Annotated in this window: 23 protein-coding genes and 1 tRNA gene; 13 read left to right on the top strand and 11 right to left on the bottom strand. The window is 72.0% G+C overall.

Going from position 1 to position 23,534, the window contains the following annotated elements; all coding sequences use genetic code 11:
* Nucleotides 1-76: 76 nt before the first annotated feature.
* The 4 genes from ABD875_RS19045 to ABD875_RS19060 all read left to right on the top strand — a co-directional run bounded on the left by ABD875_RS19045 (nt 77) and on the right by ABD875_RS19060 (nt 5,642).
* The gene (locus ABD875_RS19045; RefSeq protein ID WP_345181161.1) at nt 77-1,513 is read left to right on the top strand and encodes an alpha,alpha-trehalose-phosphate synthase (UDP-forming); all 1,437 of its coding nucleotides are present in this window, start codon (nt 77-79) and stop codon (nt 1,511-1,513) included.
* 179 nt (nt 1,514-1,692) lie between these two features.
* Nucleotides 1,693-2,877, top strand: coding sequence for an alpha/beta fold hydrolase (locus tag ABD875_RS19050; protein ID WP_345181162.1), 1,185 nt, complete (start codon nt 1,693-1,695; stop codon nt 2,875-2,877).
* A 9-nt stretch (nt 2,878-2,886) separates the two neighbouring features.
* Nucleotides 2,887-4,218, top strand: a complete 1,332-nt coding sequence (locus ABD875_RS19055; RefSeq protein WP_345181164.1) for an MFS transporter — start codon at nt 2,887-2,889, stop codon at nt 4,216-4,218.
* Nucleotides 4,215-5,642 (top strand): pyridoxal phosphate-dependent decarboxylase family protein, encoded by a 1,428-nt coding sequence (locus ABD875_RS19060; RefSeq protein WP_345181166.1) that lies wholly within the window; start codon nt 4,215-4,217, stop codon nt 5,640-5,642. Before ABD875_RS19055 ends, ABD875_RS19060 begins: the two co-directional genes overlap by 4 nt.
* Here the strand turns inward: ABD875_RS19060 and ABD875_RS19065 are convergent.
* From ABD875_RS19065 to ABD875_RS19075, 3 genes are read right to left on the bottom strand one after another with little or no spacing between them, the layout of a single operon-like run.
* A complete protein-coding gene (locus ABD875_RS19065) occupies nt 5,639-6,559 on the bottom strand; it encodes a carbohydrate kinase family protein (protein ID WP_345181168.1) in 921 nt (306 codons plus the stop codon). The two genes, ABD875_RS19060 and ABD875_RS19065, sit on opposite strands and share 4 nt — an antisense overlap.
* The gene (locus tag ABD875_RS19070; RefSeq protein WP_345181170.1) at nt 6,556-7,197 is read right to left on the bottom strand and encodes a class II aldolase/adducin family protein; all 642 of its coding nucleotides are present in this window, start codon (nt 7,195-7,197) and stop codon (nt 6,556-6,558) included. Before ABD875_RS19070 ends, ABD875_RS19065 begins: the two co-directional genes overlap by 4 nt.
* The gene (locus ABD875_RS19075) at nt 7,194-7,841 is read right to left on the bottom strand and encodes a TetR/AcrR family transcriptional regulator (RefSeq protein ID WP_345181172.1); all 648 of its coding nucleotides are present in this window, start codon (nt 7,839-7,841) and stop codon (nt 7,194-7,196) included. The genes ABD875_RS19070 and ABD875_RS19075 overlap by 4 nt, the downstream gene beginning before the upstream one ends.
* A gap of 57 nt (nt 7,842-7,898) precedes the next feature.
* On the opposite strand from ABD875_RS19075, the gene ABD875_RS19080 reads away from it, so the two are divergent.
* Together ABD875_RS19080 and ABD875_RS19085 are read left to right on the top strand one after the other, a co-directional pair.
* On the top strand, nt 7,899-9,362 hold the full coding sequence (locus ABD875_RS19080; protein ID WP_345181174.1) for a flavin monoamine oxidase family protein: 1,464 nt from the start codon (nt 7,899-7,901) through the stop codon (nt 9,360-9,362).
* Nucleotides 9,359-10,390, top strand: a complete 1,032-nt coding sequence (locus ABD875_RS19085; RefSeq protein ID WP_345181176.1) for an SMP-30/gluconolactonase/LRE family protein — start codon at nt 9,359-9,361, stop codon at nt 10,388-10,390. Before ABD875_RS19080 ends, ABD875_RS19085 begins: the two co-directional genes overlap by 4 nt.
* A gap of 7 nt (nt 10,391-10,397) precedes the next feature.
* Here the strand turns inward: ABD875_RS19085 and ABD875_RS19090 are convergent, their stop codons facing one another.
* Both ABD875_RS19090 and ABD875_RS19095 read right to left on the bottom strand, forming a co-directional pair.
* Nucleotides 10,398-10,763 (bottom strand): hypothetical protein, encoded by a 366-nt coding sequence (locus tag ABD875_RS19090; RefSeq protein WP_345181178.1) that lies wholly within the window; start codon nt 10,761-10,763, stop codon nt 10,398-10,400.
* Nucleotides 10,764-10,842: 79 nt separating this feature from the next.
* Complete coding sequence (locus tag ABD875_RS19095) at nt 10,843-11,349, bottom strand: winged helix-turn-helix transcriptional regulator (RefSeq protein WP_345181180.1); 507 nt, start codon at nt 11,347-11,349, stop codon at nt 10,843-10,845.
* Here ABD875_RS19095 and ABD875_RS19100 point away from each other — a divergent pair.
* Genes ABD875_RS19100 through ABD875_RS19110 form a run of 3 tightly spaced genes read left to right on the top strand, consistent with a single transcriptional unit; the run spans nt 11,334 to nt 13,382 of the window.
* Nucleotides 11,334-11,867: a PaaI family thioesterase gene (locus ABD875_RS19100; protein WP_345181182.1), complete on the top strand. Its 534-nt coding sequence runs from the start codon at nt 11,334-11,336 to the stop codon at nt 11,865-11,867. The two genes, ABD875_RS19095 and ABD875_RS19100, sit on opposite strands and share 16 nt — an antisense overlap.
* Before the next feature lie 45 nt (nt 11,868-11,912).
* On the top strand, nt 11,913-12,569 hold the full coding sequence (locus ABD875_RS19105; protein ID WP_345181420.1) for a uracil-DNA glycosylase: 657 nt from the start codon (nt 11,913-11,915) through the stop codon (nt 12,567-12,569).
* Nucleotides 12,570-12,605: 36 nt separating this feature from the next.
* A complete protein-coding gene (locus tag ABD875_RS19110; RefSeq protein ID WP_345181184.1) occupies nt 12,606-13,382 on the top strand; it encodes a dioxygenase family protein in 777 nt (258 codons plus the stop codon).
* Nucleotides 13,383-13,424: 42 nt separating this feature from the next.
* On the opposite strand, the gene ABD875_RS19115 is transcribed toward ABD875_RS19110, so the two are convergent.
* The 3 genes from ABD875_RS19115 to ABD875_RS19125 are packed head-to-tail and all read right to left on the bottom strand — an operon-like array spanning nt 13,425 to nt 17,596.
* Entirely contained in the window at nt 13,425-14,375 is a 951-nt protein-coding gene (locus tag ABD875_RS19115; protein WP_345181423.1) for an aldo/keto reductase, read from the bottom strand.
* A gap of 28 nt (nt 14,376-14,403) precedes the next feature.
* Nucleotides 14,404-15,963 (bottom strand): succinic semialdehyde dehydrogenase, encoded by a 1,560-nt coding sequence (locus ABD875_RS19120; protein WP_345181186.1) that lies wholly within the window; start codon nt 15,961-15,963, stop codon nt 14,404-14,406.
* Nucleotides 15,964-15,967: 4 nt separating this feature from the next.
* Nucleotides 15,968-17,596 (bottom strand): GMC family oxidoreductase, encoded by a 1,629-nt coding sequence (locus ABD875_RS19125; protein WP_345181187.1) that lies wholly within the window; start codon nt 17,594-17,596, stop codon nt 15,968-15,970.
* Nucleotides 17,597-17,699: 103 nt separating this feature from the next.
* On the opposite strand from ABD875_RS19125, the gene pdxY reads away from it, so the two are divergent.
* Nucleotides 17,700-18,551, top strand: a complete 852-nt coding sequence (gene pdxY, locus ABD875_RS19130; protein ID WP_345181188.1) for a pyridoxal kinase PdxY — start codon at nt 17,700-17,702, stop codon at nt 18,549-18,551.
* A 1-nt stretch (nt 18,552) separates the two neighbouring features.
* Here the strand turns inward: pdxY and ABD875_RS19135 are convergent.
* Nucleotides 18,553-18,625 (bottom strand) — tRNA-Thr (locus ABD875_RS19135).
* A gap of 30 nt (nt 18,626-18,655) precedes the next feature.
* Nucleotides 18,656-19,378 (bottom strand): SDR family NAD(P)-dependent oxidoreductase, encoded by a 723-nt coding sequence (locus tag ABD875_RS19140; protein ID WP_345181190.1) that lies wholly within the window; start codon nt 19,376-19,378, stop codon nt 18,656-18,658.
* A gap of 165 nt (nt 19,379-19,543) precedes the next feature.
* Between ABD875_RS19140 and soxR the strand changes: the two genes are divergently transcribed.
* Genes soxR through ABD875_RS19155 form a run of 3 tightly spaced genes read left to right on the top strand, consistent with a single transcriptional unit; the run spans nt 19,544 to nt 22,998 of the window.
* Entirely contained in the window at nt 19,544-20,005 is a 462-nt protein-coding gene (gene soxR, locus ABD875_RS19145) for a redox-sensitive transcriptional activator SoxR (RefSeq protein WP_345181192.1), read from the top strand.
* A complete protein-coding gene (locus tag ABD875_RS19150; RefSeq protein ID WP_345181194.1) occupies nt 20,002-21,786 on the top strand; it encodes a glycoside hydrolase family 13 protein in 1,785 nt (594 codons plus the stop codon). The genes soxR and ABD875_RS19150 overlap by 4 nt, the downstream gene beginning before the upstream one ends.
* 9 nt (nt 21,787-21,795) lie before the next feature.
* Nucleotides 21,796-22,998: a DUF4032 domain-containing protein gene (locus tag ABD875_RS19155; protein ID WP_345181196.1), complete on the top strand. Its 1,203-nt coding sequence runs from the start codon at nt 21,796-21,798 to the stop codon at nt 22,996-22,998.
* On the opposite strand, the gene ABD875_RS19160 is transcribed toward ABD875_RS19155, so the two are convergent.
* Complete coding sequence (locus ABD875_RS19160) at nt 22,995-23,534, bottom strand: hypothetical protein (protein ID WP_345181198.1); 540 nt, start codon at nt 23,532-23,534, stop codon at nt 22,995-22,997. The genes ABD875_RS19155 and ABD875_RS19160 overlap by 4 nt on opposite strands.

Below are 23,534 nucleotides of genomic sequence, written 5' to 3' on the forward strand. Positions count from 1 at the left end.
CCTGCCAGCCCGACAGTCCGTGTCGGGCGAGCCCGACACCTGCTGGGCTCACCGGGCTTCACTTAAGGTGGGGCTCGTGGCGAACTCTGGCTCGGCAGACCTGGTCATCGTCGCGAACCGCCTTCCCGTGGACCGCGTGACCAACCCGGACGGCAGCTCCGGCTGGCGGCGCTCGCCCGGCGGTCTGGTGACCGCGGTGGAGCCGGTGATGCGCGCGAACGACGGCATCTGGATCGGCTGGCCGGGCACCGACGAGGACGTCGAGCCGTTCCACGACCAGGGCATGGACCTGGTGCCGATCGCGCTGAGCGAGCTGGAGATCGAGGAGTTCTACGAGGGCTTCGCGAACGCCACCCTCTGGCCGCTCTACCACGACGTGGTCGCCAAGCCGGAGTTCCACCGCGAGTGGTGGGACGCCTACGTCCGGGTGAACCGCCGGTTCGCCGAGCAGGCCGCGAAGTGCGCCGCCGAGGGCGCGACGGTGTGGGTGCACGACTACCAGCTCCAGCTGGTCCCGCAGATGCTGCGCGAGCTGCGCCCGGACCTGCGCATCGGGTTCTTCCTGCACATCCCCTTCCCGCCGGCCGAGCTCTTCCAGCAGCTCCCCTGGCGTCGCCAGCTCCTCGAGGGCCTGCTCGGCGCGGACCTGGTCGGCTTCCAGCTGCCCGGCGCCGCGCAGAACTTCGTGCGGCTGGTCCGCCAGCGGGTCGGCCACAAGACCCACCGCGACCTGGTCTACCTCCCCGACGGCCGCACCGTGCGCGCCGCGGCGTTCCCGATCTCCATCGACGCCGAAGGCTTCGAGACGCTGGCCCGGTCGGAGGAGGTCGAGAAGCGCGCGACCGAGATCCGCGACGCGCTCGGCAACCCGAGCAAGGTCTTCCTCGGCGTCGACCGGCTCGACTACACGAAGGGCATCTACGCCCGGCTGCGTGCGTTCGCCGAGCTGATCGCCGACGGCGAGCTCGACGTCGAGGACGCCGTGTTCGTCCAGGTCGCGACGCCGTCGCGCGAGGAGGTCGAGCAGTACCGCATCCTGCGCGACGAGATCGACCGCCTGGTCGGCCGGATCAACGGCGACCTGGGCCGGATCGGCCGCCCGGCGATCAGCTACCTGCACTCGTCGTACCCGCGCGAGGAGATGGCGGCGCTCTACCGCTGCGCCGACGTGATGGTCGTGACGCCGTACCGCGACGGGATGAACCTGGTCGCGAAGGAGTACGTCGCCTGCCGCTTCGACAACCGCGGCGCGCTGGTGCTGTCGGAGTTCGCGGGCGCGGCCGAGGAGCTGCGCCAGGCCTGGCTGGTGAACCCCTACGACATCAACGGCATGAAGTCCGCGCTGCTCGAGGCCGGTCGCGCCGAGGACAAGGACGTCGTGCGGCGGATGAAGGCGATGCGCAAGCAGGTGATGGAGAACGACGTGGCCGCGTGGGCGGACTCGTTCCTCGCCGAGCTCGCCGCCGTGCGTCCGGACCACGGCAAGACCGTGCGGCCGGTCAAGCAGCTCTAGGAGCTCGCGCCCGTTCGGGTCGTCACAGGTTCACCAGGTGATCCCGTCGAACCCGCACTTCCCACGGCCTGCACGCCATGGGAAGTGCGGGTTCGGCGTCATACCCTGGTGAACCCGAGGCGGAAACAGTGACGAACGCGACCGTCGACCAGCGACCGCACCTGACGTAGCGTCGCGGCATGGATCTCGTGCCGAAGCCGGACCAGGTGGTCTCGGCGGCCGGCAACGTCGCGCACCTGCTGCTGTACGGCGGCCTCGCCGACCTGCGCCCGATGCCGCGCACGATGATCGACGAGGACGTGCTGCGCGAGGTCTACCACTACCGCGAGTCACCCACGGTCGGCAGCAGCGGCGACCCGGTCCTGCTGGTGACGCCCCTCGCCGCCCCGGCGATCTGCTTCGACCTGCGCCGCGGCTGCTCGTTGGTCGAGCACCTCGTCGACGCCGGCCGACCGACGTACCTGGTCGAGTACGGCAACGTGTCGTTCCGCGACCGCAACCTCGGCATCGAGCACTGGGTGGAGGAGGTCGTGCCGGCCGCGGTCCGCACGGTGTCCGAGCACGCCGGCGGTCGGCCGGTGCACGTGGTCGGCTGGAGCCTGGGCGGGATCTTCACGCTGCTCGCCGCCGCCGACTCCCCCGACCTGCCGATCGCGTCGCTGTCGGTGGTCGGCGCGCCGGTCGACGTCACGCGGGTGCCGCTCGTGGCGCCGCTGCGGCCGCTGCTCGACCTGACCCGCGGCCACGGCCTGGTGACCCGCGCCTACCGCGCCGCGGGCGGGGCGCCGACCCCGCTGGTGCGCTGGGCGTTCCAGCTCTCGTCGTTCCAGAAGCTGGTGACCAAGCCGCTGGCGATCGCCACCCGCCTCGACGACACCGACTTCCTCGCCCAGCTCGAGGCCGTCGACCGGTTCACGGCCGGGATGACGGCGTACCCGGGGCGCAGCTTCGGGCAGCTATACCACCGCTTCGCCAAGGGCAACGCGCTCGCCGGCGGGACCCTCGAGATCGACGGCCGCGAGGTGTCGCTGTCCTCGATCAGCGCACCGGTGCTGGTGTTCGCCGGCGCGAACGACGGCATCGCCCCGGTCGAGTCGGTGCGGGCGGTCGTTCCGCTGCTGACCGGCTCGCCGGAGGTGCAGTTCGAGATCGTGCCCGGCGGCCATCTCGGCATGCTGACCGGCCGGGCCGCGCGGGCCACGACCTGGCAGGCGCTCGACGAGTGGCTGGACCGGTGGAAGAGCAAGCCGAAGCCGGCCCGCAAGCGCGCACCCGCGAAGAAGGCGTCTGCCGCGGACAAGATCGGCACGAACCCGAACCGCCGCCACAAGTCTTCGAGCTCACGGGCGCTGTCCGAGCGCTAGCCTGCGCGCATGCCCGCCAGCGACCGTCTCCCCCGCAGCGTCCGGATCGGCTACGGGTCCGGGTCGGTCGCGACCGGGGCGTTCGGCACCGTGCCCGGCCTGATGCTGCTGCCGTACCTCACCGACAGCCTCGGGATCGCCGCGCTGCTGGCCGGCTTCATCGTGTTCCTGCCGAAGGCGTGGGACGTGATCCTCAACCCGATCGCGGGCCGGATCAGCGACCGCACCGAGGACCCGCGCGGACCGCGCCGACCCTGGCTGCTCAAGGCCGGGCTCGCGCTCGCGGCGACGTTCGCGCTGCTGTTCGCCGCGCCCGAGATGGCGACCTGGCTGGAGGCGCTCTGGGTGCTGGTGGTGTTCCTGGCGTGCGCGTCGGCGTACGCGTTCTTCCAGGTGCCGTACGTCGCGATGCCCGCGGAGCTGACGTCGTCGTACGACGAGCGCACCCGGCTGATGACCTGGCGGGTCGCACTGCTCGCGTTCACGATCATGCTCGCCGGTGCGACCGCGCCCGCGATCCGCGACGCGGTCGGCGGGCGCGACGGGTACCGCGTGATGGGCCTGGCGATGGCCGCGATCATCCTGGTCGGCGTTCTCAGCGCGTACGTCGGCACCCGCCGGGCGCCCGTGCACGCACCGCTGCCCGGCGCGGGGAGCCTGCGCGACCAGCTGCGGATCGTCGCGACCGCCCACGACTTCCGCTGGCTGCTGACCTGCTTCGTCATCCAGGCCCTGGCGACCGGGTGCATCCTGGCCGGCGTCGACTACCTGGCCTCCGACGTGCTCGGCAAGGACGGCGCGACCACGATCCTGTTCGTCTGCTTCGTCGGCCCGGCCCTCGTGCTGACGCCCGCATGGGCGGCCGTCGGCACCCGGATCGGCAAGAAGCGCGGCTACACCTACGCGTCGCTCATCCTGGCCGCGGGCGCGCTGCTGATCGTCTCCGCGCAGTCGGTGCCCGCGGCCGCGGTGTACCTCGCGGTCGGGCTGGTCGGCGTCGGGTACGCCGGCTGCCAGGTGTTCCCGATGGCGATGCTGCCCGACGCGGCCGCCGTGGACGCGCGGCGTACCGGCTCGAACCGCGCCGGTGTGTACACCGGCGTGTGGACCGCGGCGGAGACGCTCGGACTCGCGCTCGGGCCTGGGGTGTTCGCGCTGGTGCTCGCGATCGGCGGCTACCGGTCCTCCACCGACGGCGACGTCGCGCAGCCGGACTCGGCGCTGACCGCGATCACGCTCGGCATCTCGGTGCTGCCCGCGGTGCTGATCCTGCTGAGCCTGGTCTGGCTGCGCAGGTACACGCTCGACGCGGCCGAGGTGGATGAGACAGTTTCGGCATGACTGACGCGCTCGACCGCCTGCGGACCATGCAGGAGGCAGACCTGCCGGTGCACGGCGGCCGCACGCTCGCCTACGTCTTCGACTCCGGGCTCGACGAGGTGGACCGGGTCGGCCGCGAGGCGGTGGCGGCCTTCGCCGCCTCCAACGGCCTCGACCCCACGTCGTTCCCGAGCCTGCTGCAGATGGAGAACGACCTGATCGGCTTCGCCGCCGACCTGCTCGACGCACCCGCGGGGGCGGTCGGGACGGTCACCTCCGGCGGCACCGAGTCCTGCCTGCTCGCCGTCCAGGGTGCGCGCGACAGCCGCCCCGAGATCGACCGGCCGCGGATGGTGGTGCCGTCCACCGTGCACGCGGCGTTCCTCAAGGCCGCCAAGTACTTCCGCGTCGAGGCCGTGATCGTCCCGGTCGGACCGGACTTCCGCGCCGACCCGGCCGCGATGGTCGCCGCGATCGAGGAGGACCCGGACCGCACCGTGCTCGTCGTGGTCTCGGCGCCGTCGTACGCCCACGGCGTCATCGACCCCGTGGCCCCGGTCGCGGCAGCGGCTGCCGAGCGCGGGATCCGCTGCCACGTCGACGCCTGCATCGGCGGCTGGGTGCTGCCGTTCGCGCAGCGGATCGGCCGCACCGTGCCGCCGTGGACGTTCGCGGTCGAGGGCGTCACGTCGATCTCCGCGGACCTGCACAAGTACGGCTACGCCCCCAAGGGCACGTCCGTGCTGCTGCACCGCTCGGCCGAGCTGCGGCGGCCGCAGTACTTCGCCTACGCCGACTGGCCGGGCTACACGATGATCAACACCACCCTGCAGTCCACGAAGTCCGGCGGCCCGCTGGCCGGTGCCTGGGCGGTCGTCGAGACCCTCGGCCTCGACGGCTACGACCGGCTCGCCCGCGACGTCTTCGAGGCGACCGACCGGATCGTCGAGGCGATCGGCGCGATCCCGGCCCTCGCGGTGGTCGCGCCACCCGACTCGACGCTGGTCGCGTTCCGCACCGACGGCAGCTGCGACGCGTTCACGTTGGCCGACGAGATGGCCGCGCGCGGGTGGCACATCCAGCCGCAGATGTCGTACGCCGACCAGCCCGTCACCATCCACCTCTCGGTCAGCGCGGGCACGCTCGCGCACCTGGAGGAGTTCGTCAGCGCGCTCACCGAGGCGGTCGCGGCGGCGGTGGCCGCCGGTCCGGTCGTCGTCGACCCCGAGATCGCGGCGTTCATCGCCGCGCTGGACCCGGCCGCCCTGACCGACGACGACTTCGACGGCCTGCTGGCCGCGGCCGGTCTCGGTGGCGGCGAGGGCCTCGCGGTGCCGGAGCGGATGGCCCCGGTCAACGCGATGATCGACCTCGCGTCGCCGCGGATGCGCGAGGCGCTGCTGACGGCCTTCATGGACCGCCTGCAGCGGCCGAACCGGGGCTAGCCCGCGAGCGCGACCACGGTGTCGAGGTCGTAGGAGCCTGCATCGGTGCCGAGGCCCTGAGCCACCTGGGCGGCGGTCGCGCAGCCGAGCCGGGCGGCGGCGCGCAGGTCCCGGCCGAGGGACAGCCCGCGCAGGAAGCCGGCGGAGAAGGCATCGCCGCAGCCGGTGGTGTCCACGAGCCGGTCGGGCTCGATCGGGTACGCCGGCACCTCGATCACCTCGTCGGCGGTGACGACCAGCGCGCCCTTCGCGCCCTGGGTCACCGCGACGCAGCCGGCGCCGGCGTCGACCAGCGCGCGGGCGCCGTCGGCGAGCGACGAGGCGCCGGTGAAGCCGAACACCTGCTCGTCGTTCGGCAGCAGGTAGTCGGTGTGCGGGAGCGCGCCGGCGATCCACGCCAGCATGTCCGGGTCACCCGGCGCGAGGACGTCGAGCGACGTCGTCGCGCCGATCGAGCGGGCGTGGGCGAGCAGCTCCCCGGCCGCCTCGCCGCCGAGGAACTCCGGGCCGCCGAGGTGCAGGTGGGTGATGCCGTCCAGCGCCGCGCGGTCGAGGTCGTCGAGGGTGAACGCGCCGTTCGCGCCGATGCAGTGCCAGGCGGGGCGGTCGCCGTTGGGACGGACCGGGATCACCGACGCCGACGTCTGCTGGTCGTCCTTGCGCACGAGCCCGGACGTGTCGACGCCCTCGCGGGCGAGCAGGGCCAGCAGGGTGTCCCCGATCGGGTCACTGCCGACGGCGCCGAAGGACAGCACCTCGGCACCGATCCGGCTGAGCACGAGCGCCGTACCGCCGGCCGTACCCGCAGCCGACATCCGGATCGTCTCGACGAGCTGGCCGTCGGACCCACCCGGGATCGACTCGATCCCGATCACGTGCGTGTCGAGGACGTGCACCCCGACGGTGGCGATCTTCATTCATGCTCCTGGGTGCTTCCGTAGTTGGTGGTGAGTGCCTGGGTGATGACGTCGAGCTGCTGCGCCTCGGTGAGGGCGCGTGGGGTGCCGAGCGCGCTGGCCCGGTGGTGCAGCGTTGCGAGCCACTCGAGGAGCAGCGCGTTCTCAACCGCCTTCTCGAGCGACGGCCCGACCGCCACCGAGCCGTGGTTGGCCATCAGCGCGGCCTGGCGGCCGTCGAGGGCGGCCACGGTGGCGGCGGCGAGCTCGGGGGTGCCGAAGGTGGCGTACGGCGCGACCCGCACCGCGCCGCCGAGCGCGAGCTGCTGGTAGTGCAGCACCGGGAGCTCGTCGAGCACGCAGGCGATCGCGGTGGAGTACGGCGCATGCGTGTGCACCACGGCTGCGGCGACGGAGCCGGCGTACACGCCGAGGTGGAGACCGAGCTCCGTCGAGGGCACCAGCGCTCCTTCGAGCACCCGCCCGTCCGGCGCCACGACCGTGACGTCCTCGGGCGTGCAGGCGGCGAGGACGACGCCGGTGCCGGTGACCGCGACCCGGTCACCGTCGCGGGCCGAGACGTTGCCGGCGGTGCCGATCAGGAGACCCTCGGCCGCCAGCCGGCGGGCGGCGGCCGCCACCTCGTCGCGGATGCTCATCGGCGGATCCCCTGCAGGCCCTCGGGGGTGGCGTACCGCTCGAGGTAGGCCGCGACCAGGACCATCCCCTCCTCGACGATCTTGCGGTTGCCGGACCGGTCGTGCTCGTAGGCGAGCTGGAAGACCCGGTCGCCGACCTCGACCGCGAGCAGCGCGACGTCGGGGCGCAGGTCGGGCTGGGCGATCCCGGCCTCGACGGCGAAGTCGCGCAGCATCGTGGCGGTCCGGGCGTTGTGCTCGCGGCCGAACCGGTGCACCGCCACGTTGGTACGCCCGCGCAGGTAGATCTCGACGAACGCCGGACGCCGCCGGTAGACCTCGACGTACGCCGACATCGTGGTCCGCACGAGCGTCCACATCGAGAGCGTCTCGAGCGTGGCGAGGTCGGCGGCCACCTGCGTGTCCATCTCGTCCATGTCTCGTTGAGCGAGGGCGAGGAGGAGGTCCTCCTTGTCCGCGAAGTACTGGTAGAGCCCGGCGACGGGGACGCCGGCGGCCTCGGCGATGTCCCGGGTCGTCAGCGCCTCGACCCCGCGCTCGACCACCAGCCGGGCGGCGGCGTCGAGGAGGTCCTCGACGCGGCGCCGGCTGCGCTCCTGGCGCGGGACCCGGCGGGTCGCAGGGCTTGTCAGGGTGGCGGCCACGGGGCGATTCTAGGGCAGAAACCGAAACCTGACACAGATTCAGATACGGAGTTTCCGATGAGCCTGACGCGACGAACGGTGCTCGGCACGGGCCTCGCCCTCGGGGCCGCGCCGCTCCACGAGGCGGTGGCGGCGGGGTCCCGGCAGGGAGCGCTGCCGCGCCGGGTGGACACCGTGGTCGTCGGCGCGGGCATCTCCGGCCTGGTCGCCGCGCGCGAGCTGGCCGACCGCGGCCAGGAGGTGCTGCTGCTCGAGGCCCGCGACCGGGTGGGCGGGCGGGTCCTGAACCACCGGCTGCGCCAGGGCGGCACCATCGAGTCCGGGGGCGCGTTCATCGGCCCGACCCAGGACCACATCGCCGCGCTCGCCGAGGAGCTGGGCGTCCCGACGTTCCCGGAGTACAACGAGGGCAACAGCGTCTACATCTCGTCGCTCACGGGCCGGATCGAGTACTCCGGCACGGTTCCGCCCGACCCGACGATCCTCCCCGACGCGGCCCTCCTGCTGCAGCGCATCGACACGATGGCGGCCGAGATCGACGTCGCCGCCCCGTGGGACCACCCGGACGCCGCCACGTGGGACGCCCAGACCCTCGGCGAGTGGATCCGGGCCAACGCGATCAACGCCGAGGGCGTCGGGAACCTCATCGAGGCCTGGACCCAGCCGGGCTTCGGCGCCGACCCGAACGAGCTGTCGCTGCTCTACGTGCTCTGGTACGTCGCCTGCTCGGGCAACGAGCAGAACGCCGGCACGTTCGCCCGCAACTCCGACACCGCGAACGGCGCCCAGGAGCGCCGCTTCGTCGGCGGCTCACAGCTCATCCCGCTGCGCCTGGCGCGGCGGCTCGGCGACATCGTGACCCTGGGCGCCCCGGTGCGCCGGATCGTGCAGCGCGACGGCCACGTCGTCGTGCACAGCGAGCGTGGCGTCGTCCGCGCCCGGCGCGTGGTCGTCGCCGCTCCCCCGCCCCTGGTGCTCGACATCGACTGGTTCCCGCGGCTGCCGACCCGGCGCCAGCAGCTGCTGCGGCACCTCGACATGGGCCAGCTGATGAAGTGCGACGCGGTCTACGAGAAGCCGTTCTGGCGCGAGGCCGGTCTCAACGGCTTCGGCATCAGCGACAGCGGCGCCGCGCGCGCGGTCTTCGACAACAGCCCCGCGAACGGCGAGCCCGGAGTGCTGCTCGCGTTCGTCGGCGGGTCGACGTGGCGGCAGTACGGCGTGCTCCCGAAGGCCGCGCGTCGCCAGGCCGTGCTGGAGGGGTTCGCCGCGATGTTCGGGGAGCAGGCACTGCACCCGGTCGCGTACGTCGAGCACGACTGGACCGCGGAGCGCTGGACGACCGGAGGCCCGGTCGCGAACTACGCGCCCGGGACGATGGTGCAGTTCGGCTCGGCGATCCGGAGGCCGTTCGGCCGCGTGCACTGGGCCGGCACCGAGACCTCGACGTACTGGACCGGCTACATGGACGGCGCCGTGCGCGCCGGGCAGCGCGCGGCCATCGAGGTGAGCGAGCGATGAGGCGCCTGCTGGCCGCTCTGGCCGCGGTCGTCCTGCTCGCCCCGCCGGCCGCCGCCGAGCCCCGGGAGCGGTGGGACACGGAGGTGTTCTCGCTGGTCCCGGCGCCGGGCTACCCGGCGTACGTCCACGTGCACACCAACGGGCGCGTGTACGCCGGCACCTACGTCGCCTCGGGGAGCACGGTGCCGTCGCGGGTGTTCGAGTGGACCCGGGACGGCACGCTGCTGCGCTCGTGGCGCGTGCCCGGCCAGCCGCTCGACGAGGACCACGGCGTGCAGGTCGCGAACCAGACGCGCGACGGACGGCTCGTGCTGCTCGAGACCTCGACGCGGTCGGTCCTGACCCTCGACGTGCGGACCGGGCGGTTCCGCCGCGTCGCGACGTTCCCCGACGGCGCGGTCCCGAACTACGCGTCATGGGGACCGGGTGGCGCGTTGTACGTCACCGACTACGCCCAGGGCATCATCTGGAGGCTGCCGCGCGGCTCGCGGACGCCGGAGCCGTGGCTCGAGACTCCGGCGCTCGCAGGTGCGCTCGAGTTCGGCACGACCGGCATCCGCTACCGGCCCGGACGGCGCGACTTCCTCATCACCCAGCAGACGGTGAGCGACGGCAGCGGCCTGCCCACCAACGGCGCTCTCTACCGGCTGCCGGTCGGCGCGGACGGGGAGCCCGGCGAGCTCGAGAAGCTCTGGACCTCGCAGCCCGGAGACCTGCCGGACGGCTTCGGCATCGGCGCGTCCGGCCACGTCTACGTCGCGCTCGCGGGCCTGTCCAACCAGCTCGTCGAGCTCACCGCGGACGGCGAGGAGGTCGCGCGCTTCCCCGAGGTCCCGCTGACCGGCGACAACGGCTCCCCGATCCCGTTCGACACCCCGTGCAGCGCGACGTTCCTCGGCAAGCGGGTGCTGGTGGCGAACCAGTCCGCGATCGCCGGCGACGCGAGCCACCAGGCGATCCTCGACGTGTACGTCGGCGAGACGGGGCGGGCGCCGTACCTCCCGAGGGCGGCTCGCTTCCGGAGCTGAGCCGGGGTCAGCTGGCGTCGGGGTCCTCGGGCAGCTCCGGCATGTCCATGCCCTCGGTGATGCAGTCGGTCATCTCCTCGGACTGCACCGACTCGATGGCCTTCTCGTCGTCCTCGCTCGGCTCGTAGTCCTCGTCCTGGTCGACGATCGCCTGCAGCGCCTCGTCGGACAGGTCGGAGTCGTGGAACGCCTCGGCGACGCAGTCGGCGACCTTGGCGTCGACCTCACCGCCCAGCATGTCGCTGTCCTGCAGGCTCTCCGAGATGTCGTCGACGGACGGGCGGCCACCGTCGTCACCGCCACACGCGCTCAGCGTGAGGAGGAGGGCGGAGGACGCGGCCACGGCGGACAGGGTGCGCTGGGTGATAGTCATGTCGACACCTCTTCCCGCCGTCGCACGTCCGTAACCACGCGATCCGGTGGTCGAGACGGGTCGGCGCTCGGGCCGCCGGTCAGCGCGCAGGGGCGGAGGTCTCCTGCCGGGGCTTGACGCCAGGCCCCGGACGCGGCGCGACGTCGCGGCGACCGGGGATCCGGTGGCCGTCCTCGCAGACCAGCTCCGCGTGGACGACCGCTCCGCAGCCGCGGTGGGCGACCTCGACCGGCGGCCCCTCCGGGTCGGCGACGTACTTCGCGCCCCAGTCGGCGATCGCGACGAAGACCGGGTAGAGGTCGAAGCCCTTGGGGGTGAGCCGGTACTCGTGGCGCTCGCGCTGGCCCTCGGGGCGGTAGGGCACGCGGGCGAGGATGTCGTGCTCGACCAGCAGCGCGAGCCGGTCGCTGAGCACCTGGCGCGGGACCCCGCCGTGGGTGCGGATGTCCTCGAAGCGGCGGACCCCGTTGAACACCTCGCGCAGCACCACGAGCACCCAGCGCTCGCCGAGGACCGTCATCGCCCGCTCGACCGTGCAGTTCTCGGTCGACCAGGCCAGCGCGGGGTTCGGTGCGGTGGTGGTCACCCCTCCAGCGTAGGCCAGGCTGGGTCCGGTTGACAGACCCAGCGCGTCCGCGTCACGCTGAGTCCGTGACCCAGACCCAGCCCCACGACCTGGCCGCGATGAGCGGCTACGAGCAGCTGATGGCGATGCGCGACGGGCTGGTCCCGCCGGCGCCGATCGCCGAGACCCTCGGCATGGTCGACTTCGACGGCGAGCCCGGCGCGATCTCGGTCGAGCTCGACCCGGAGCTGCGGCACTACAACCCGCTCGGCACGGTGCACGGCGGCGTGATCTCCACGCTGCTCGACACCGCGGCCGGGTGCTCGGTGCACTCGACGCTGGCGGCGGGCGAGATGTACACCTCGCTCGACCTCACCGTGAAGTTCCTGCGCCCGGCGACCGTCGACTCGGGACGACTGCGCGCCACCGGCAAGGTCATCCAGCGCGGCCGGCGTACCGCCCTCGCCGAGGCGCAGCTGCACGACGCCTCGGGCAAGCTGGTCGCGCACGCCACGTCGAGCTGCATGATCTTCTCCTAGAGTTCCCCCGTGAGCGCGCTCGCGGGACTCGTGGACAAGGGCCTGATGGCCCCGGACTGGGCCGCGGCGCTGGCCCCGGTGGACGACCAGGTCGCCGCGATGGGCCAGTTCCTGCGCGCGGAGATCGCGGCCGGTCGCGACTACCTGCCGGCCGGGGACAAGGTGTTCCGGGCGTTCCAGCGGCCGCTGGCCGACGTTCGCGTGCTGGTCGTGGGCCAGGACCCGTACCCGACGCCGGGCAACCCGATCGGGCTGTCGTTCGCGGTCGACAAGCACGTGCGGCCGCTGCCGCCGAGCCTGGTGAACATCTACCAGGAGCTGGCGAGCGACGTCGGCGTCGTACCGCCGCCGCACGGTGACCTGACGGCGTGGGCGGACCGGGGCGTGATGCTGCTGAACCGCACGCTGACCGTGCAGCCGCGCAGCTCGGGATCGCACCACGGGAAGGGCTGGGAGCCGGTGACCCAGTGCGCGATCGAGGCGCTGGTGCGCCGCGGCGGCCCGTGCGTGGCGATCCTGTGGGGCAGCCACGCCCAGAAGCTCAAGCCGATGCTCGGCGCGATGCCGTCGGTCGAGTCGCCACACCCGTCGCCGCTGTCGGCGTACCGCGGCTTCTTCGGCTCGCGGCCGTTCAGCCGGGTCAACGAGCTGCTCGTCCGGCAGGGCGGCGAACCGGTGGACTGGGCGCTCCCGATGGAATAAAGTTGAATCCTTGACCATTGAGGGGACGTGACCGCGATGACGTCTGCGCGCCTGCCTGCGCTCTACCTCGGCCACGGCGCCCCACCACTCCTCGACGACCCACTGTGGTCGGGCCAGCTGGCGAGCTGGGCGCAGGACCTGCCCCGGCCGAAGGCGATCCTCATCGTCAGCGCGCACTGGGAGTCCGCGCCCGTGTGCCTCAGCGCCAGCCGCGCGCCGCTGGTCTACGACTTCGGCGGCTTCGACCCGAAGTACTACGCGATGACCTACGAGACGCCGGACGCCACGGCACTCGCGCACCAGGTGGCGGCGATGATGCCGTCGTCCGAGCCGGTGCACCAGCACGCCTCGCGCGGCCTCGACCACGGCGCCTGGGTGCCGCTGTCGATCATGTACCCCGAGGCCGACGTCCCCGTGCTGCAGATATCGCTGCCCACCCACGACCCGGTCCGGCTGCTGGCGCTCGGCGAGCGGCTGCGCCCGCTGCGTGACGAGGGCGTGCTGATCGTCGGCTCCGGCTTCCTCACCCACGGGCTGCCGTTCCTCACCTCCTGGCAGATCGACGCGGCGGCCCCCGGCTGGTCGTCGGAGTTCGACGCCTGGGCCGGCGAGGCGCTCGCCCGCGGCGACGTCGACGAGCTCGCGGACTACCGCGCGAAGGCCCCGGGCATGCCCTACGCCCACCCCACCGTGGAGCACTACTCCCCGCTGTTCGTGACCCTCGGCGCGGCCACCGCCGCCGACGTCCCCGGTGAGCAGGTCATCGACGGGTTCTGGATGGGGCTGTCGAAGCGGTCGCTGCAGGTGGCGTGAGCGGTGTCGGTTTCCCCGGTTCACCGGGGAAACCGACCGACGTCAGCCAGCCGTGACCTCGTCCAGCGCCGCCAGGTCCTCGGCCGACGGCACCCAGCGCAGCGCGGCGGCGTTCGCCCGCACCTGGTCCCCCGAGGTCGCACCGGAGATCACCGACGCGACGGCAGGCTGGGCGGCGAGCCCGGCGATCGCCACGTCGAGCGGTGAGAGGTCGCGCGCCGCGGCGTACTGCTCGAACGCCTCGATGCGGTCCCAGTCGGCGTTCGCGAGCCACGACGAGCGGGCCGGGTCGAGGGCGGCTCGGGAGCCGGCGGGGGCGTCCTCGCCGCGGCGGTACTTGCCCGTGAGCAGGCCGTACTCCAACGGGAAGAACGGCAGGATGCCGAGCCCGAACTGCTCGCAGGCGGGAGTCACCTCGGCCTCGACGGTGCGGTCGAGCAGGGAGTAGCGGTTCTGCACCGACACGAACGCCTCGAGCCCCGCGGTGCGCGCGGTCCAGGCGGAGTCGGCGACCTGCCAGCCGTCGAAGTTCGAGCAGCCGACATAGCGGACCTTGCCCTCGCGCACCAGGTCGGTCAGCGCCGAGAGGGTCTCCTCGATCGGGGTGACGCCGTCCGGCTGGTGCAGCTGGTACAGGTCGATGTGGTCCGTGCCGAGCCGCTGCAGCGAGGCCTCGACGGCGCGGCGGACGTAACGACGCGAGGCGCGCGCGCCGAAGTCGTTGCCGAGCGCCCCCTGCATGTCCATGCCGAACTTCGTCGCGACCACGAACTCGTCGCGCTGCCCGCGCAGCGCCTCGCCGAGCAGGCGCTCGCTCTCACCGGGAGGCGCGCCGTAGATGTCCGCGGTGTCGAGCAGGGTCACGCCGGTGTCGCGGGCCGCGGCCAGGATCTCGCGTACGCCGTCGAGGTCGACGCGCCGGCCGAACGCGTTGCAGCCGATGCCGACCGCGCTCACCATCAGTCCCGAGTCGCCCAGCGGGCGATAGGTCATGTCGCTCACGGGGCGACCCTACGGGCGGCTACCTGATGCCGGTCTTGCGCATCATCCGCAGGCCGCCGAGCATCCCCTTGACGTACTTGTCGTAGTCCTGGCCGGGCTTCGCGCCCATGACCTGCTTCTTGAGCACGGCGAGGTTCTGCACGTCGGTGTACTTGAGCAGGCCCTGGTCGCCGTGCCGGGCGCCGACGCCGGACTGCTTCACGCCCCCGGACGGCGTGCCCTTGGAGGCGAACGCCGTGGCCAGGATGTCGTTGACGTTGACGTTGCCCGACTCGATCCGCTTGCCGACCTGGCAGGCGTTCGCGACGTCGCCGCCCCACACCGAGGCGTTGAGGCCGTAGTCGGTGTCGTTGGCCAGCGCGACGGCCTCGTCGACGGTCCGGTACTTGTGCAGCGCCACGACGGGCCCGAACGTCTCGGTCACGCCGGCGAGCATGTCCTTGGTGACGCCCTCGAGGATCGTCGGCTCGAAGAACGCCGGGCCGAGGTCGGGCCGCGCCTTGCCGCCGGTCAGCACGGTCGCGCCCTTCGCGACCGCGTCGTCGACGTGCGCCTGCACCCGGTCCTTGTGGTCGGGCGAGACCAGCGAGCCCATGTCCGGCCCGAAGTCGTACGCCGCGCGCACGTCGAGGGCCTCGGTGGCTGCGACGAACCGGTCGCGGAACTCGTCGTACCGCGACTCCGGGATGTACATCCGCTCGATGTGCATGCAGATCTGGCCGGTGTTGCCGAACGCGCCGAAGATCGCGCCCTGCACGACCTCGTCGAGGTTGGCGTCCTCGAGCACGATCATCGGGTTCTTGCCGCCGAGCTCGAGGCAGGCGCCGATCAGGTTGCGCCCGGCGCGCTCGCCGACGACGCGACCGGTCGCGGTGGAGCCGGTGAACATCACGTAGTTGGCGTTGTCGATCAGCGTCGGGCCGACGTCCGGGCCCTCACCGCACACGACCTGGAAGAGCCCCTTCGGGAGCCCGGCCTCCTCGAGCATCTGGATGCCGTACAGCGGCGACAGCGCGGTCTTGTTGTCCGGCTTCAGCACGATCGCGTTGCCGGCCATCAGCGCCGAGATGGAGTCGGAGATGCCGGTCGCGAACGGGAAGTTCCAGGGCGCGATGATGCCGATGACGCCCTTGGGCTGGCGGATCTCGGTCGACGTGGTGAGCATCGGGACCGGGCCACCGCGCTTCACCGGGGCCAGCAGCTTCGGAGCGCGCTTGAGGTAGTGGCTCATCACCATGACCGGGTCGCAGGTCTCCTCGATCGCCATCCGCCGGTTCTTGCCGCTCTCGACCTGGATCAGGTCGGTCGTGGTCTCGGCGTTGTCGAGGAACAGCGCGTGCGCCCGCTTGAACACCTCGAGCCGCTGCTTGAGGGGGCGTGCCGCCCACTCGACCTGCGCGGCCCGTGCCGTCCGGAACGCCTGCTCGATGTCCTCGGGGGTCGACTGCGGCAGCTCGACCAGCACCTCGCCGGTGTAGACCTCGGTGAGCTTCCAGGTGCCACCGCTGGTGGACGGCACGCGTTGGACCAGCTTCTCGAGGAACGCGTCGGTGATCGATGCGGGTCGCTGCAGGGTCATGGGGTCAGGCCTTCCCGAGCACGAGGTCGGCGCCGCGCTCGCCGATCATGATCGCGGGCGCGTTGGTGTTGCCGCCGGTGATCGACGGCATGATCGAGGCGTCGCAGACGCGCAGCCCCTCGACGCCTCGGACCTTGAGGTCCGGCGTGACGACGGCGAGCTCGTCGACGCCCATCCGGCAGGTGCCGACGCCGTGGTAGACCGAGGTCGCGCGGTTCAGGATCGCGTCGCGCAGCTCCTGGCCCTTGAGGCTCGCGCCGGGGTGGAGCTCGCCCTTCACGGAGCCGCCGAACGCCGCGCCGGCCATGATCTCCCGGGTCATCTCGGAGCCCTCGGCCAGCACCTCGAGGTCACCCGGGTCGGCGAGGTACTGGAAGTCGATCAGCGGCGCCTGCGTCGGGTCGCTGGACGCCAGCCGCAGCGTGCCCCGGCTGCGCGGGTAGATCAGCGTCGACAGGATCGTGATCGCCGGCCGCGGGTCGACGTCGTGGCGGATCGGCTCGTCCTGGTTGGGCGAGACGTACGACCACGGCAGCAGGTGCAGCTGGAGGTCGGGGATGTCGGTCGCCTGGGACGTCTTCAGGAACGCGACGGCCTCGAAGACGGAGTTCGCCAGGAAGCTCTTGCCCGGGCGCACCAGCTCCTTGGCCACGCCCTTGGCGAAGAACGACGCCTTGCCGCGCATCTTCGACGAGGTCGCGTGGAACGTCAGCGCGTGGAACATGTGGTCGTGCAGGTTGTCACCGACCGGCAGGTCGGCGATCACGTCGATCCCGTGGTCGCGCAGGTGCTGCGCGTGCCCGATCCCCGAGAGCATCAGGATCTGCGCGGACCCCACGAACCCGGCCGAGAGGATGACCTCCTTGGCCGCCCGGACCGTGCGCCTCGAGCCGTCCTTGTCGGTGACCTCGACGCCGGTCGCCCGGCCGTTCTCGATGGTCACCTTGCGGACCAGGACCTCGGTCTGCAGCTGCAGGGTGGGGACGTCGAGGTGGTGGATGTAGCCGCGCGAGGCGGAGTACCGCAGCCCGCCGGCGGCGTTCTGCTGCATCCGGCTGACGCCCTCCTGCTCACCGGCGTTGTAGTCGTCGAGGACCTTCGCGCCCAGGGTGTCGGACGCCGCCTGGATGAACTGCAGCGAACCCTCCTGCGGCGTGCGGTTGCGGGTGACCTTGATCGGGCCGCCGGCGCCGCGGTACTCGTTCGCGCCGTCCTCGAAGTCCTCCATGCGCTTGTACGCCGCGTTGACCTCGTCGGCCGACCAGCCGGTGCAACCCTCGGCCGCCCAGGAGTCGTAGTTCGCGCGGTTGCCGCGCACGTAGACCATGCCGTTGATCGAGCTCGAGCCGCCGACGACCTTGCCGCGCGGGACCGGCATCTTGCGGTCGAGGATGTGCTTCTGCGGCGTGGAGTACAGACCCCAGTCGACCCGCTTCTTGATCTCGGGAACCGAGTGCATCGGGCCGATCATGCCCGGCTTCTTGACCAGGAACTGCTCGTCGCTCTTGCCCGCCTCGAGGACGATCACGCTCGCCCCGGACTGGGCCAGCCGGCCGGCGATCGCCGCCCCGGAGCTGCCGGACCCGACCACCACGTAGTCGGCCTCGTTCTGGTACGGCAGGTTCTTCGCCATCTGGTCAACCTCGCTGGAGACATACCGCTGGAATGTGTGCGCGGCCACAACTGTAACGCGTTCTAGTTTGCGGGCAAAGGCCCGTCTCGGAAGGATGCCGAGGGTGAAGATCCTGTCCATCCAGTCCTCGGTGGCCTACGGCCACGTCGGCAACTCCGCGGCGGTGTTCCCGCTCCAGCGGCTCGGCCACGAGGTCTGGCCGGTGCTGACCGTGCACTTCTCCAACCACACCGGGTACGGCGCCTGGCGCGGACCGCTGCTCGCGCCCGAGGACGTGCGCGAGGTGATCGCCGGGATCGGCGACCGCGGCGTGCTCGGCGAGGCGGACGCGGTGCTGTCGGGCTACCAGGGCGACCCCGCCGTCGGCGGGATCATCCTCGACACGGTCGCGCAGGTGAAGGAGCTGAACCCCGCCGCGGTCTACTGCTGCGACCCCGTGATGGGCGACGTCGGCCGCGGCATGTTCGTGCGGCCCGGGATCCCGGAGTTCATGCGCGACACCGTCGTACCCCAGGCCGACATCCTCACGCCCAACCACTTCGAGCTGGACTTCCTCGCCGGCCGCGCGACCTCGACGCTCGCCGAGATCCTCGACGCCGTCGACGAGGTGCGCGAGCGCGGCCCGCGCGACGTGCTGGTCACCAGCGTGCTCCACGGCGACGTCCCCGAGGGGCGGCTCGACGTGGTCGCGGTGTCCGACGAGGGCGCGTGGGCGGTCGAGACGCCGCTGCTGCCGATCACGCCCAACGGGTGCGGCGACGTCACCGCGGCGCTGTACCTCGCGCACCTGCTGTCCACCGGATCGGCCGAGACCGCGCTGTCGCGCACGACGTCGTCGGTGTTCGCGATCCTCGAGAAAACGATCGCGGCGGGCACCCGCGAGATCCAGCTCGTCGCCGCCCAGGACGCGATCGCACACCCACCGGAGACGTTCGCCGTACGCCGGCTGCGCTGAGAGCCGGTGACAGGAGTCGAACCCGCGACATCCTCTTTACAAGAGAGGCGCTCTACCAACTGAGCTACACCGGCAGCGCGCACATGCTACGTGGGGCCGGACGCTCAGCTCATACCGCCGTCGTGGGCGATGACGGCACCGGTGATCATCCGCGCCGCCGGGGACGCGAGCCAGACGATCGTCTCGCCGATCTCGGACGGCGCGATGGCGCCGCCGGGCAGCATCATCATCAGCCGGTCGGCGACCCGGGTGTCCAGGTCGTCGGTCAGCTTGTGGAACACCTGCTCGACGATCGGGGTGTCGACGGTGCCGGGGCAGATCGCATTGACTCGGATCCCCTCGGGCGAGAGCTCGAGCGCGAGCGCCTTGGTGAGCTGGGTGAGCCCGCCCTTGGCGGCGGCGTACGCCGTGGCGTAGGGCTGCGCGACGTTGCCGGCCACCGAGGAGACGTTGACGATCGTGCCCTTGGCGGCGCGGATGTGCGGGAGCGCGGCCTGGATGAGGAAGAACGGGCCCTTGAGGTCGACCGCGTGCACGCGGTCCCACTCGGCCTCGGTGACGGTCTCGATGCGGCCGAACTGCACGATGCCCGCGACGTTCGCGAGCACGTCGATGCGGCCGTGCTCGGCGCACCGCTCGATCGCCGCGTCGACCGCGGCCTTGTCGCCGACGTTGCACTCGACGTACGTCACGCCGTCCGGCACGGTCGGGTTGATGTCGAGGCCGTAGACGACGGCGCCCTGGTCGCGGAACAGCTCGGCGGTGGCGTAGCCGATGCCGGAGGCGGCTCCGGTGATGACGACGACGCGTCCAGTTGGTTCGGTCACAGCGCGGACGGTACCAGCGATCTAGAACACGTTCTAGGTGGTCGCGGGCGATAGTCCCTAACGTTTTGGTGGTCGACACGCCGGTGAACACGACCAAGACGTGAGGGACTATCGCTCCGGACACCCGACTTGAAGGACCGTTGAGGATTCGGCGAGGCTGGGGCCATGACCCTGCTGACGATCGGGCAGCTCGCCGAGCGCGCGGGCGTCGCGACGTCGGCGATCCGGTTCTACGAGGCCGAGGGCCTGCTGACGTCGACGCGGACGGCCGGCAACCAGCGCCGCTACGAGCAGTCCACGCTGCGCCGCATCGCGTTCATCCGTACGGCGCAGCGCGTCGGGCTCAGCCTGGAGGAGATCGGCGCGGCGCTCGCGACCCTGCCGGACGGGCGGGTGCCGACGAAGGCCGACTGGGCCCGCCTCAGCCGGAGCTGGCGGCCGCGCCTCGACGAGCAGATCGCGCGCATCGAGCAGCTGCGCGACCGACTGGACTCCTGCATCGGCTGCGGTTGCCTGAGCCTCAAGACCTGCGCGCTGAGCAACGCCGGCGACGAGATGGCGGCCTACGGGCCGGGCCCGGTGCTCCTCGAGCCCCAGCGAAGGCCGCACGGAAGGCGACCGCGATGACCCTCCTGCACGAGCCCCACCACGACGGCTCCCCGCTGTACGTCGACGACGAGACGCCGGCGACCGGCTGGCCGGTGCAGGTCCGGGTGCGGACCAGCACCGAGGACCCCGTCGACCAGGTCTGGGTGCGGACGACGTACGACGCGGAGCCGACCTACCACCCGTGCGTCGAGATCGCGCGCGACGAGCACACGGTGTGGTGGCAGGGCGACCTGCCGGTGCACAACCCGGTCACGCACTACCGCTTCCTGCTGGTCACCGGCGACCAGCAGCGCTGGCTCACCGGCGCCGGGGTGGTCGACCACGATCCCCCGGACGCGTTCGACTTCCGGATCAGCTCGCACGCGCCGGCGCCGGACTGGGCCCGCGACGCGGTCGTCTACCAGGTGTTCCCGGACCGGTTCGCCCGCTCGGGCGCCGCCGACGCCCGGGAGACCCCGCACTGGGCGGTGCCGGCCGGCTGGGACGACACAGTCGCGTTCGAGCCGCACGACCCGCGCACGCCGCTGCAGCTCTTCGGCGGCGACCTGGACGGCGTCACCGAACACCTCGACCACGTCGCCGGGATCGGGGTGACCGTCGTCTACACGACGCCGGTGTTCCCCGGCGAGAGCAACCACCGCTACAACGCCTCGACGTTCGACCGCGTCGACGACCTGCTCGGCGGTGACGAGGCGTACGTGCGGCTGGTGAGCGCCGTGCACGAGCGCGGCTGGCGGATCCTCGGCGACCTGACCACCAACCACACCGGCGACACCCACGAGTGGTTCACGAACCCGGATACGCACGACTACTACTGCTTCCGGCCCGACGGCACCTACGAGTGCTGGATGGGCCACCACACGCTGCCCAAGCTCGACCACACGAACCCGACCATGCGCGCGGCGATGCTCGAGGGCCCGGACTCCGTGGTCGCGCGCTGGCTGCGGCCGCCGTTCGACCTCGACGGCTGGCGCGTGGACGTCGCCAACATGACCGGCCGGCTCGGCGCGATCGACGTCAACCACGACGTCGCGAGGGCGGTACGCCGCACCGCGACCGCCGAGCGCGCCGACGCGTTCGTGATCGGTGAGCACAACCACGACGCCTCCACCGACCTCGACGGCGACGGCTGGCACGGCACCATGAACTACTCCGGCTTCTCCTGGCCGGTCTGGTCGTGGCTGCGCGACCCCGGGTCCCCGGCGCGCGCGTTCGGTCGCCCGGTTCCGGTGTCGCGGCGTCCGGGAGCGAGCGTCGTGCGGAGCCTGCGCGAGTGGCAGGGCCGCTACGGCTGGCGCGCGACCTCGTCGTCGTGGAACATCCTCGGCTCTCACGACAGCGCGCGCATCCGCACCCTCACCGGCTCGGGTGCGGTGCACCGGGTCGCAGCCGGCCTGCAGTTCACGCTGCCGGGGGTGCCGATGCTGTTCGCCGGCGACGAGATCGGCATGGAGGGCGTGCTCGGCGAGGACTCGCGCCGGCCGTTCCCCTGGCACCGGCGCGAGTCGTGGGACGAGGACACGCTCGCGACGTACGCCGGGCTCGCACGGGTGCGTCACGAGCACCCGGCCCTGCGACGCGGTGGCCTCCGGTGGGCGCACGTCGATGACGACGTGCTGGTGTTCCTGCGGGAGCACCCCGCCGGGTCCGTCCTGGTCGCCGCGCGGCGCGCGGCCGCGCCGGCGGTCGACCTGCCGCTCGGCGACGGCACGCTGCTGCTCACCACCGGAACCGACGGCGACTTCACCGGCACCGTCCCCGCCACGGACGGACCGGCGTTCTCCGTCTGGAGCATCTAGCCTCGAGACATGGCACTGCGCATCGTGGCCGGCCGGCCGGACCCGGCGCTCCTGGGGCTGCCGTGGCACCTGCCCCTGGAGGAGTGGACCGAGCACGTCGTGCCGCTCCCCCGCGGACTGTCGCGGCACGTCGTGCGGATCGTGCGACCCGGTACCAACACCTACGCGGTCAAGGAGACCGTCGAGGAGATCGCGTTCCGCGAGCACCGGATGCTGCGCGACCTGCAGCGGCTGGGACTGCCGGCGGTGCTCCCGCAGGGAGTGGTCACCGGGCGCGTGGACGAGCACGGCGAGGAGCTCCCGGCCGCGCTGCTGACCCAGCACCTGCAGTTCTCGCTGCCGTACCGCAGCCTCTTCGCCCACGGGCTGACCGCTGACAACGTCCCGTCGCTGGTCGACGCCATGGTGGTGCTGCTGGTCCGGCTGCACCTGGCGGACTTCTACTGGGGCGACGTGTCGCTCTCGAACGTGCTGTTCCGGCGCAGCGCGGGCGGCTTCGCGGCGTACCTCGTCGACGCCGAGACCGGCGAGCTGAAGCCGAGCCTGTCCGACCAGCTGCGCGAGCACGACCTGACCGTCGCGACCGAGAACGTCTTCGCCGAGCTGCTCGACCTCCAGGCCAGCCAGTCACTGAACTACGAGGTGCAGGCCCACGAGATCGTCGAGCTGCTCCGCGATCGGTACGACGCGCTGTGGAGCGAGCTGACCGCCGCCGAGGAGTTCTCGACCACGGAGATGTGGCGCATCGAGCGGCGCGTGGAGCGGCTCAACGACCTGGGCTTCGACGTCGACGAGCTCGACATCGTCACCGACTGGGACGGCGACCGGGTGCGGATCCAGCCCAAGGTCGTCGAGCTCGGCCACCACCGTCGCGAGCTGCAGGCGCTCACCGGCATCGACGTCGAGGACGCGCAGGCCCGGCGGATGCTCAACGACATCGCGTCGTTCGCGGCCTACTGGGACCTCGGCCGCGAGGACCGCTCCCTGGTCGCCGCCAAGTGGCTCAACCAGACCTACGAGCCGGTGCTCGCGATGATCCCCACCGACCGCAAGCTCGAGCCGGCCGAGATCTTCCACGAGATCCTCGAGCACCGGTGGTACCTGTCGGAGAACGCCGGCCACGAGGTCGACTTCCTGGAGGCAGCGCGCAGCTACATGGACACCGTGCTCCCGGCGAAGCCGGACGAGAAGGTGGCGGGCGACGAGGACTAGGGCCTGCAGACCCGGCAGGTCGTGAGCGCGCCGTTGTCCTCGCCGACGGGGTGCAGGTCGGTGCGGTGCGCGATCAGCGCGCAGTCGCGGCGGTGGATCGTGGTGCCGTCACCGGCGGTCACCGGGAGCGCCGAGACGTCCACGCCGTCGTCGCGGGTCGTCGCGGCGCGCGAGGTGACGTCGGCGAGCACGAGCAGCGTGTCCGCGAGCCGACGCGACGACTCCTTGCCGTCGGCGGCGATGCGCGCCAGCCAGGCGCCGAAGTACAGGAACCCGCCGGTGAACGTCAGGCCGAGGCCGAGCAGGCCGCCGGAGACGAGGTAGGACAGCTGGTCGTACTGGTACGGCGTGTTCGCGGCGCCGTACCAGCCGAGCACGATCACCACGAGCCCGAGCGGGAGCAGGATCGCGCCCGCCCAGAACAGCACGAGCTGGAGCAGCTGGTAGTGGTTGTCCTTCAACGGCGCGGCACCGGACTGGCTGCCGCGGCTGCTGGCCTTCGGCAGGCCGACCGTGAGCTGGTCCTGGGTGGTCAT

The organism is Nocardioides caricicola (assembly GCF_039541135.1).
Classification (GTDB): Bacteria; Actinomycetota; Actinomycetes; order Propionibacteriales; family Nocardioidaceae; genus Nocardioides; species Nocardioides caricicola.

What these genes read in the sequence shown, in the direction of transcription:
- ABD875_RS19120 (WP_345181186.1), bottom strand. Translation starts at nt 15,963, where the DNA reads ATGACCCTGCAGCGACCCGCATCGATCACCGACGCGTTCCTCGAGAAG.
- ABD875_RS19070 (WP_345181170.1), bottom strand. Translation starts at nt 7,197, where the DNA reads ATGAGCATCCGCGACGAGGTGGCGGCCGCCGCCCGCCGGCTGGCGGCC.
- ABD875_RS19050 (WP_345181162.1), top strand. Translation starts at nt 1,693, where the DNA reads ATGGATCTCGTGCCGAAGCCGGACCAGGTGGTCTCGGCGGCCGGCAAC.
- ABD875_RS19125 (WP_345181187.1), bottom strand. Translation starts at nt 17,596, where the DNA reads ATGGCGAAGAACCTGCCGTACCAGAACGAGGCCGACTACGTGGTGGTC.
- ABD875_RS19110 (WP_345181184.1), top strand. Translation starts at nt 12,606, where the DNA reads ATGACGTCTGCGCGCCTGCCTGCGCTCTACCTCGGCCACGGCGCCCCA.
- ABD875_RS19105 (WP_345181420.1), top strand. Translation starts at nt 11,913, where the DNA reads ATGGCCCCGGACTGGGCCGCGGCGCTGGCCCCGGTGGACGACCAGGTC.
- ABD875_RS19115 (WP_345181423.1), bottom strand. Translation starts at nt 14,375, where the DNA reads ATGACCTATCGCCCGCTGGGCGACTCGGGACTGATGGTGAGCGCGGTC.
- ABD875_RS19060 (WP_345181166.1), top strand. Translation starts at nt 4,215, where the DNA reads ATGACTGACGCGCTCGACCGCCTGCGGACCATGCAGGAGGCAGACCTG.
- ABD875_RS19155 (WP_345181196.1), top strand. Translation starts at nt 21,796, where the DNA reads ATGGCACTGCGCATCGTGGCCGGCCGGCCGGACCCGGCGCTCCTGGGG.
- ABD875_RS19080 (WP_345181174.1), top strand. Translation starts at nt 7,899, where the DNA reads ATGAGCCTGACGCGACGAACGGTGCTCGGCACGGGCCTCGCCCTCGGG.
- soxR (WP_345181192.1), top strand. Translation starts at nt 19,544, where the DNA reads ATGACCCTGCTGACGATCGGGCAGCTCGCCGAGCGCGCGGGCGTCGCG.
- ABD875_RS19085 (WP_345181176.1), top strand. Translation starts at nt 9,359, where the DNA reads ATGAGGCGCCTGCTGGCCGCTCTGGCCGCGGTCGTCCTGCTCGCCCCG.
- ABD875_RS19160 (WP_345181198.1), bottom strand. Translation starts at nt 23,534, where the DNA reads ATGACCACCCAGGACCAGCTCACGGTCGGCCTGCCGAAGGCCAGCAGC.
- ABD875_RS19065 (WP_345181168.1), bottom strand. Translation starts at nt 6,559, where the DNA reads ATGAAGATCGCCACCGTCGGGGTGCACGTCCTCGACACGCACGTGATC.
- ABD875_RS19090 (WP_345181178.1), bottom strand. Translation starts at nt 10,763, where the DNA reads ATGACTATCACCCAGCGCACCCTGTCCGCCGTGGCCGCGTCCTCCGCC.
- ABD875_RS19055 (WP_345181164.1), top strand. Translation starts at nt 2,887, where the DNA reads ATGCCCGCCAGCGACCGTCTCCCCCGCAGCGTCCGGATCGGCTACGGG.
- ABD875_RS19150 (WP_345181194.1), top strand. Translation starts at nt 20,002, where the DNA reads ATGACCCTCCTGCACGAGCCCCACCACGACGGCTCCCCGCTGTACGTC.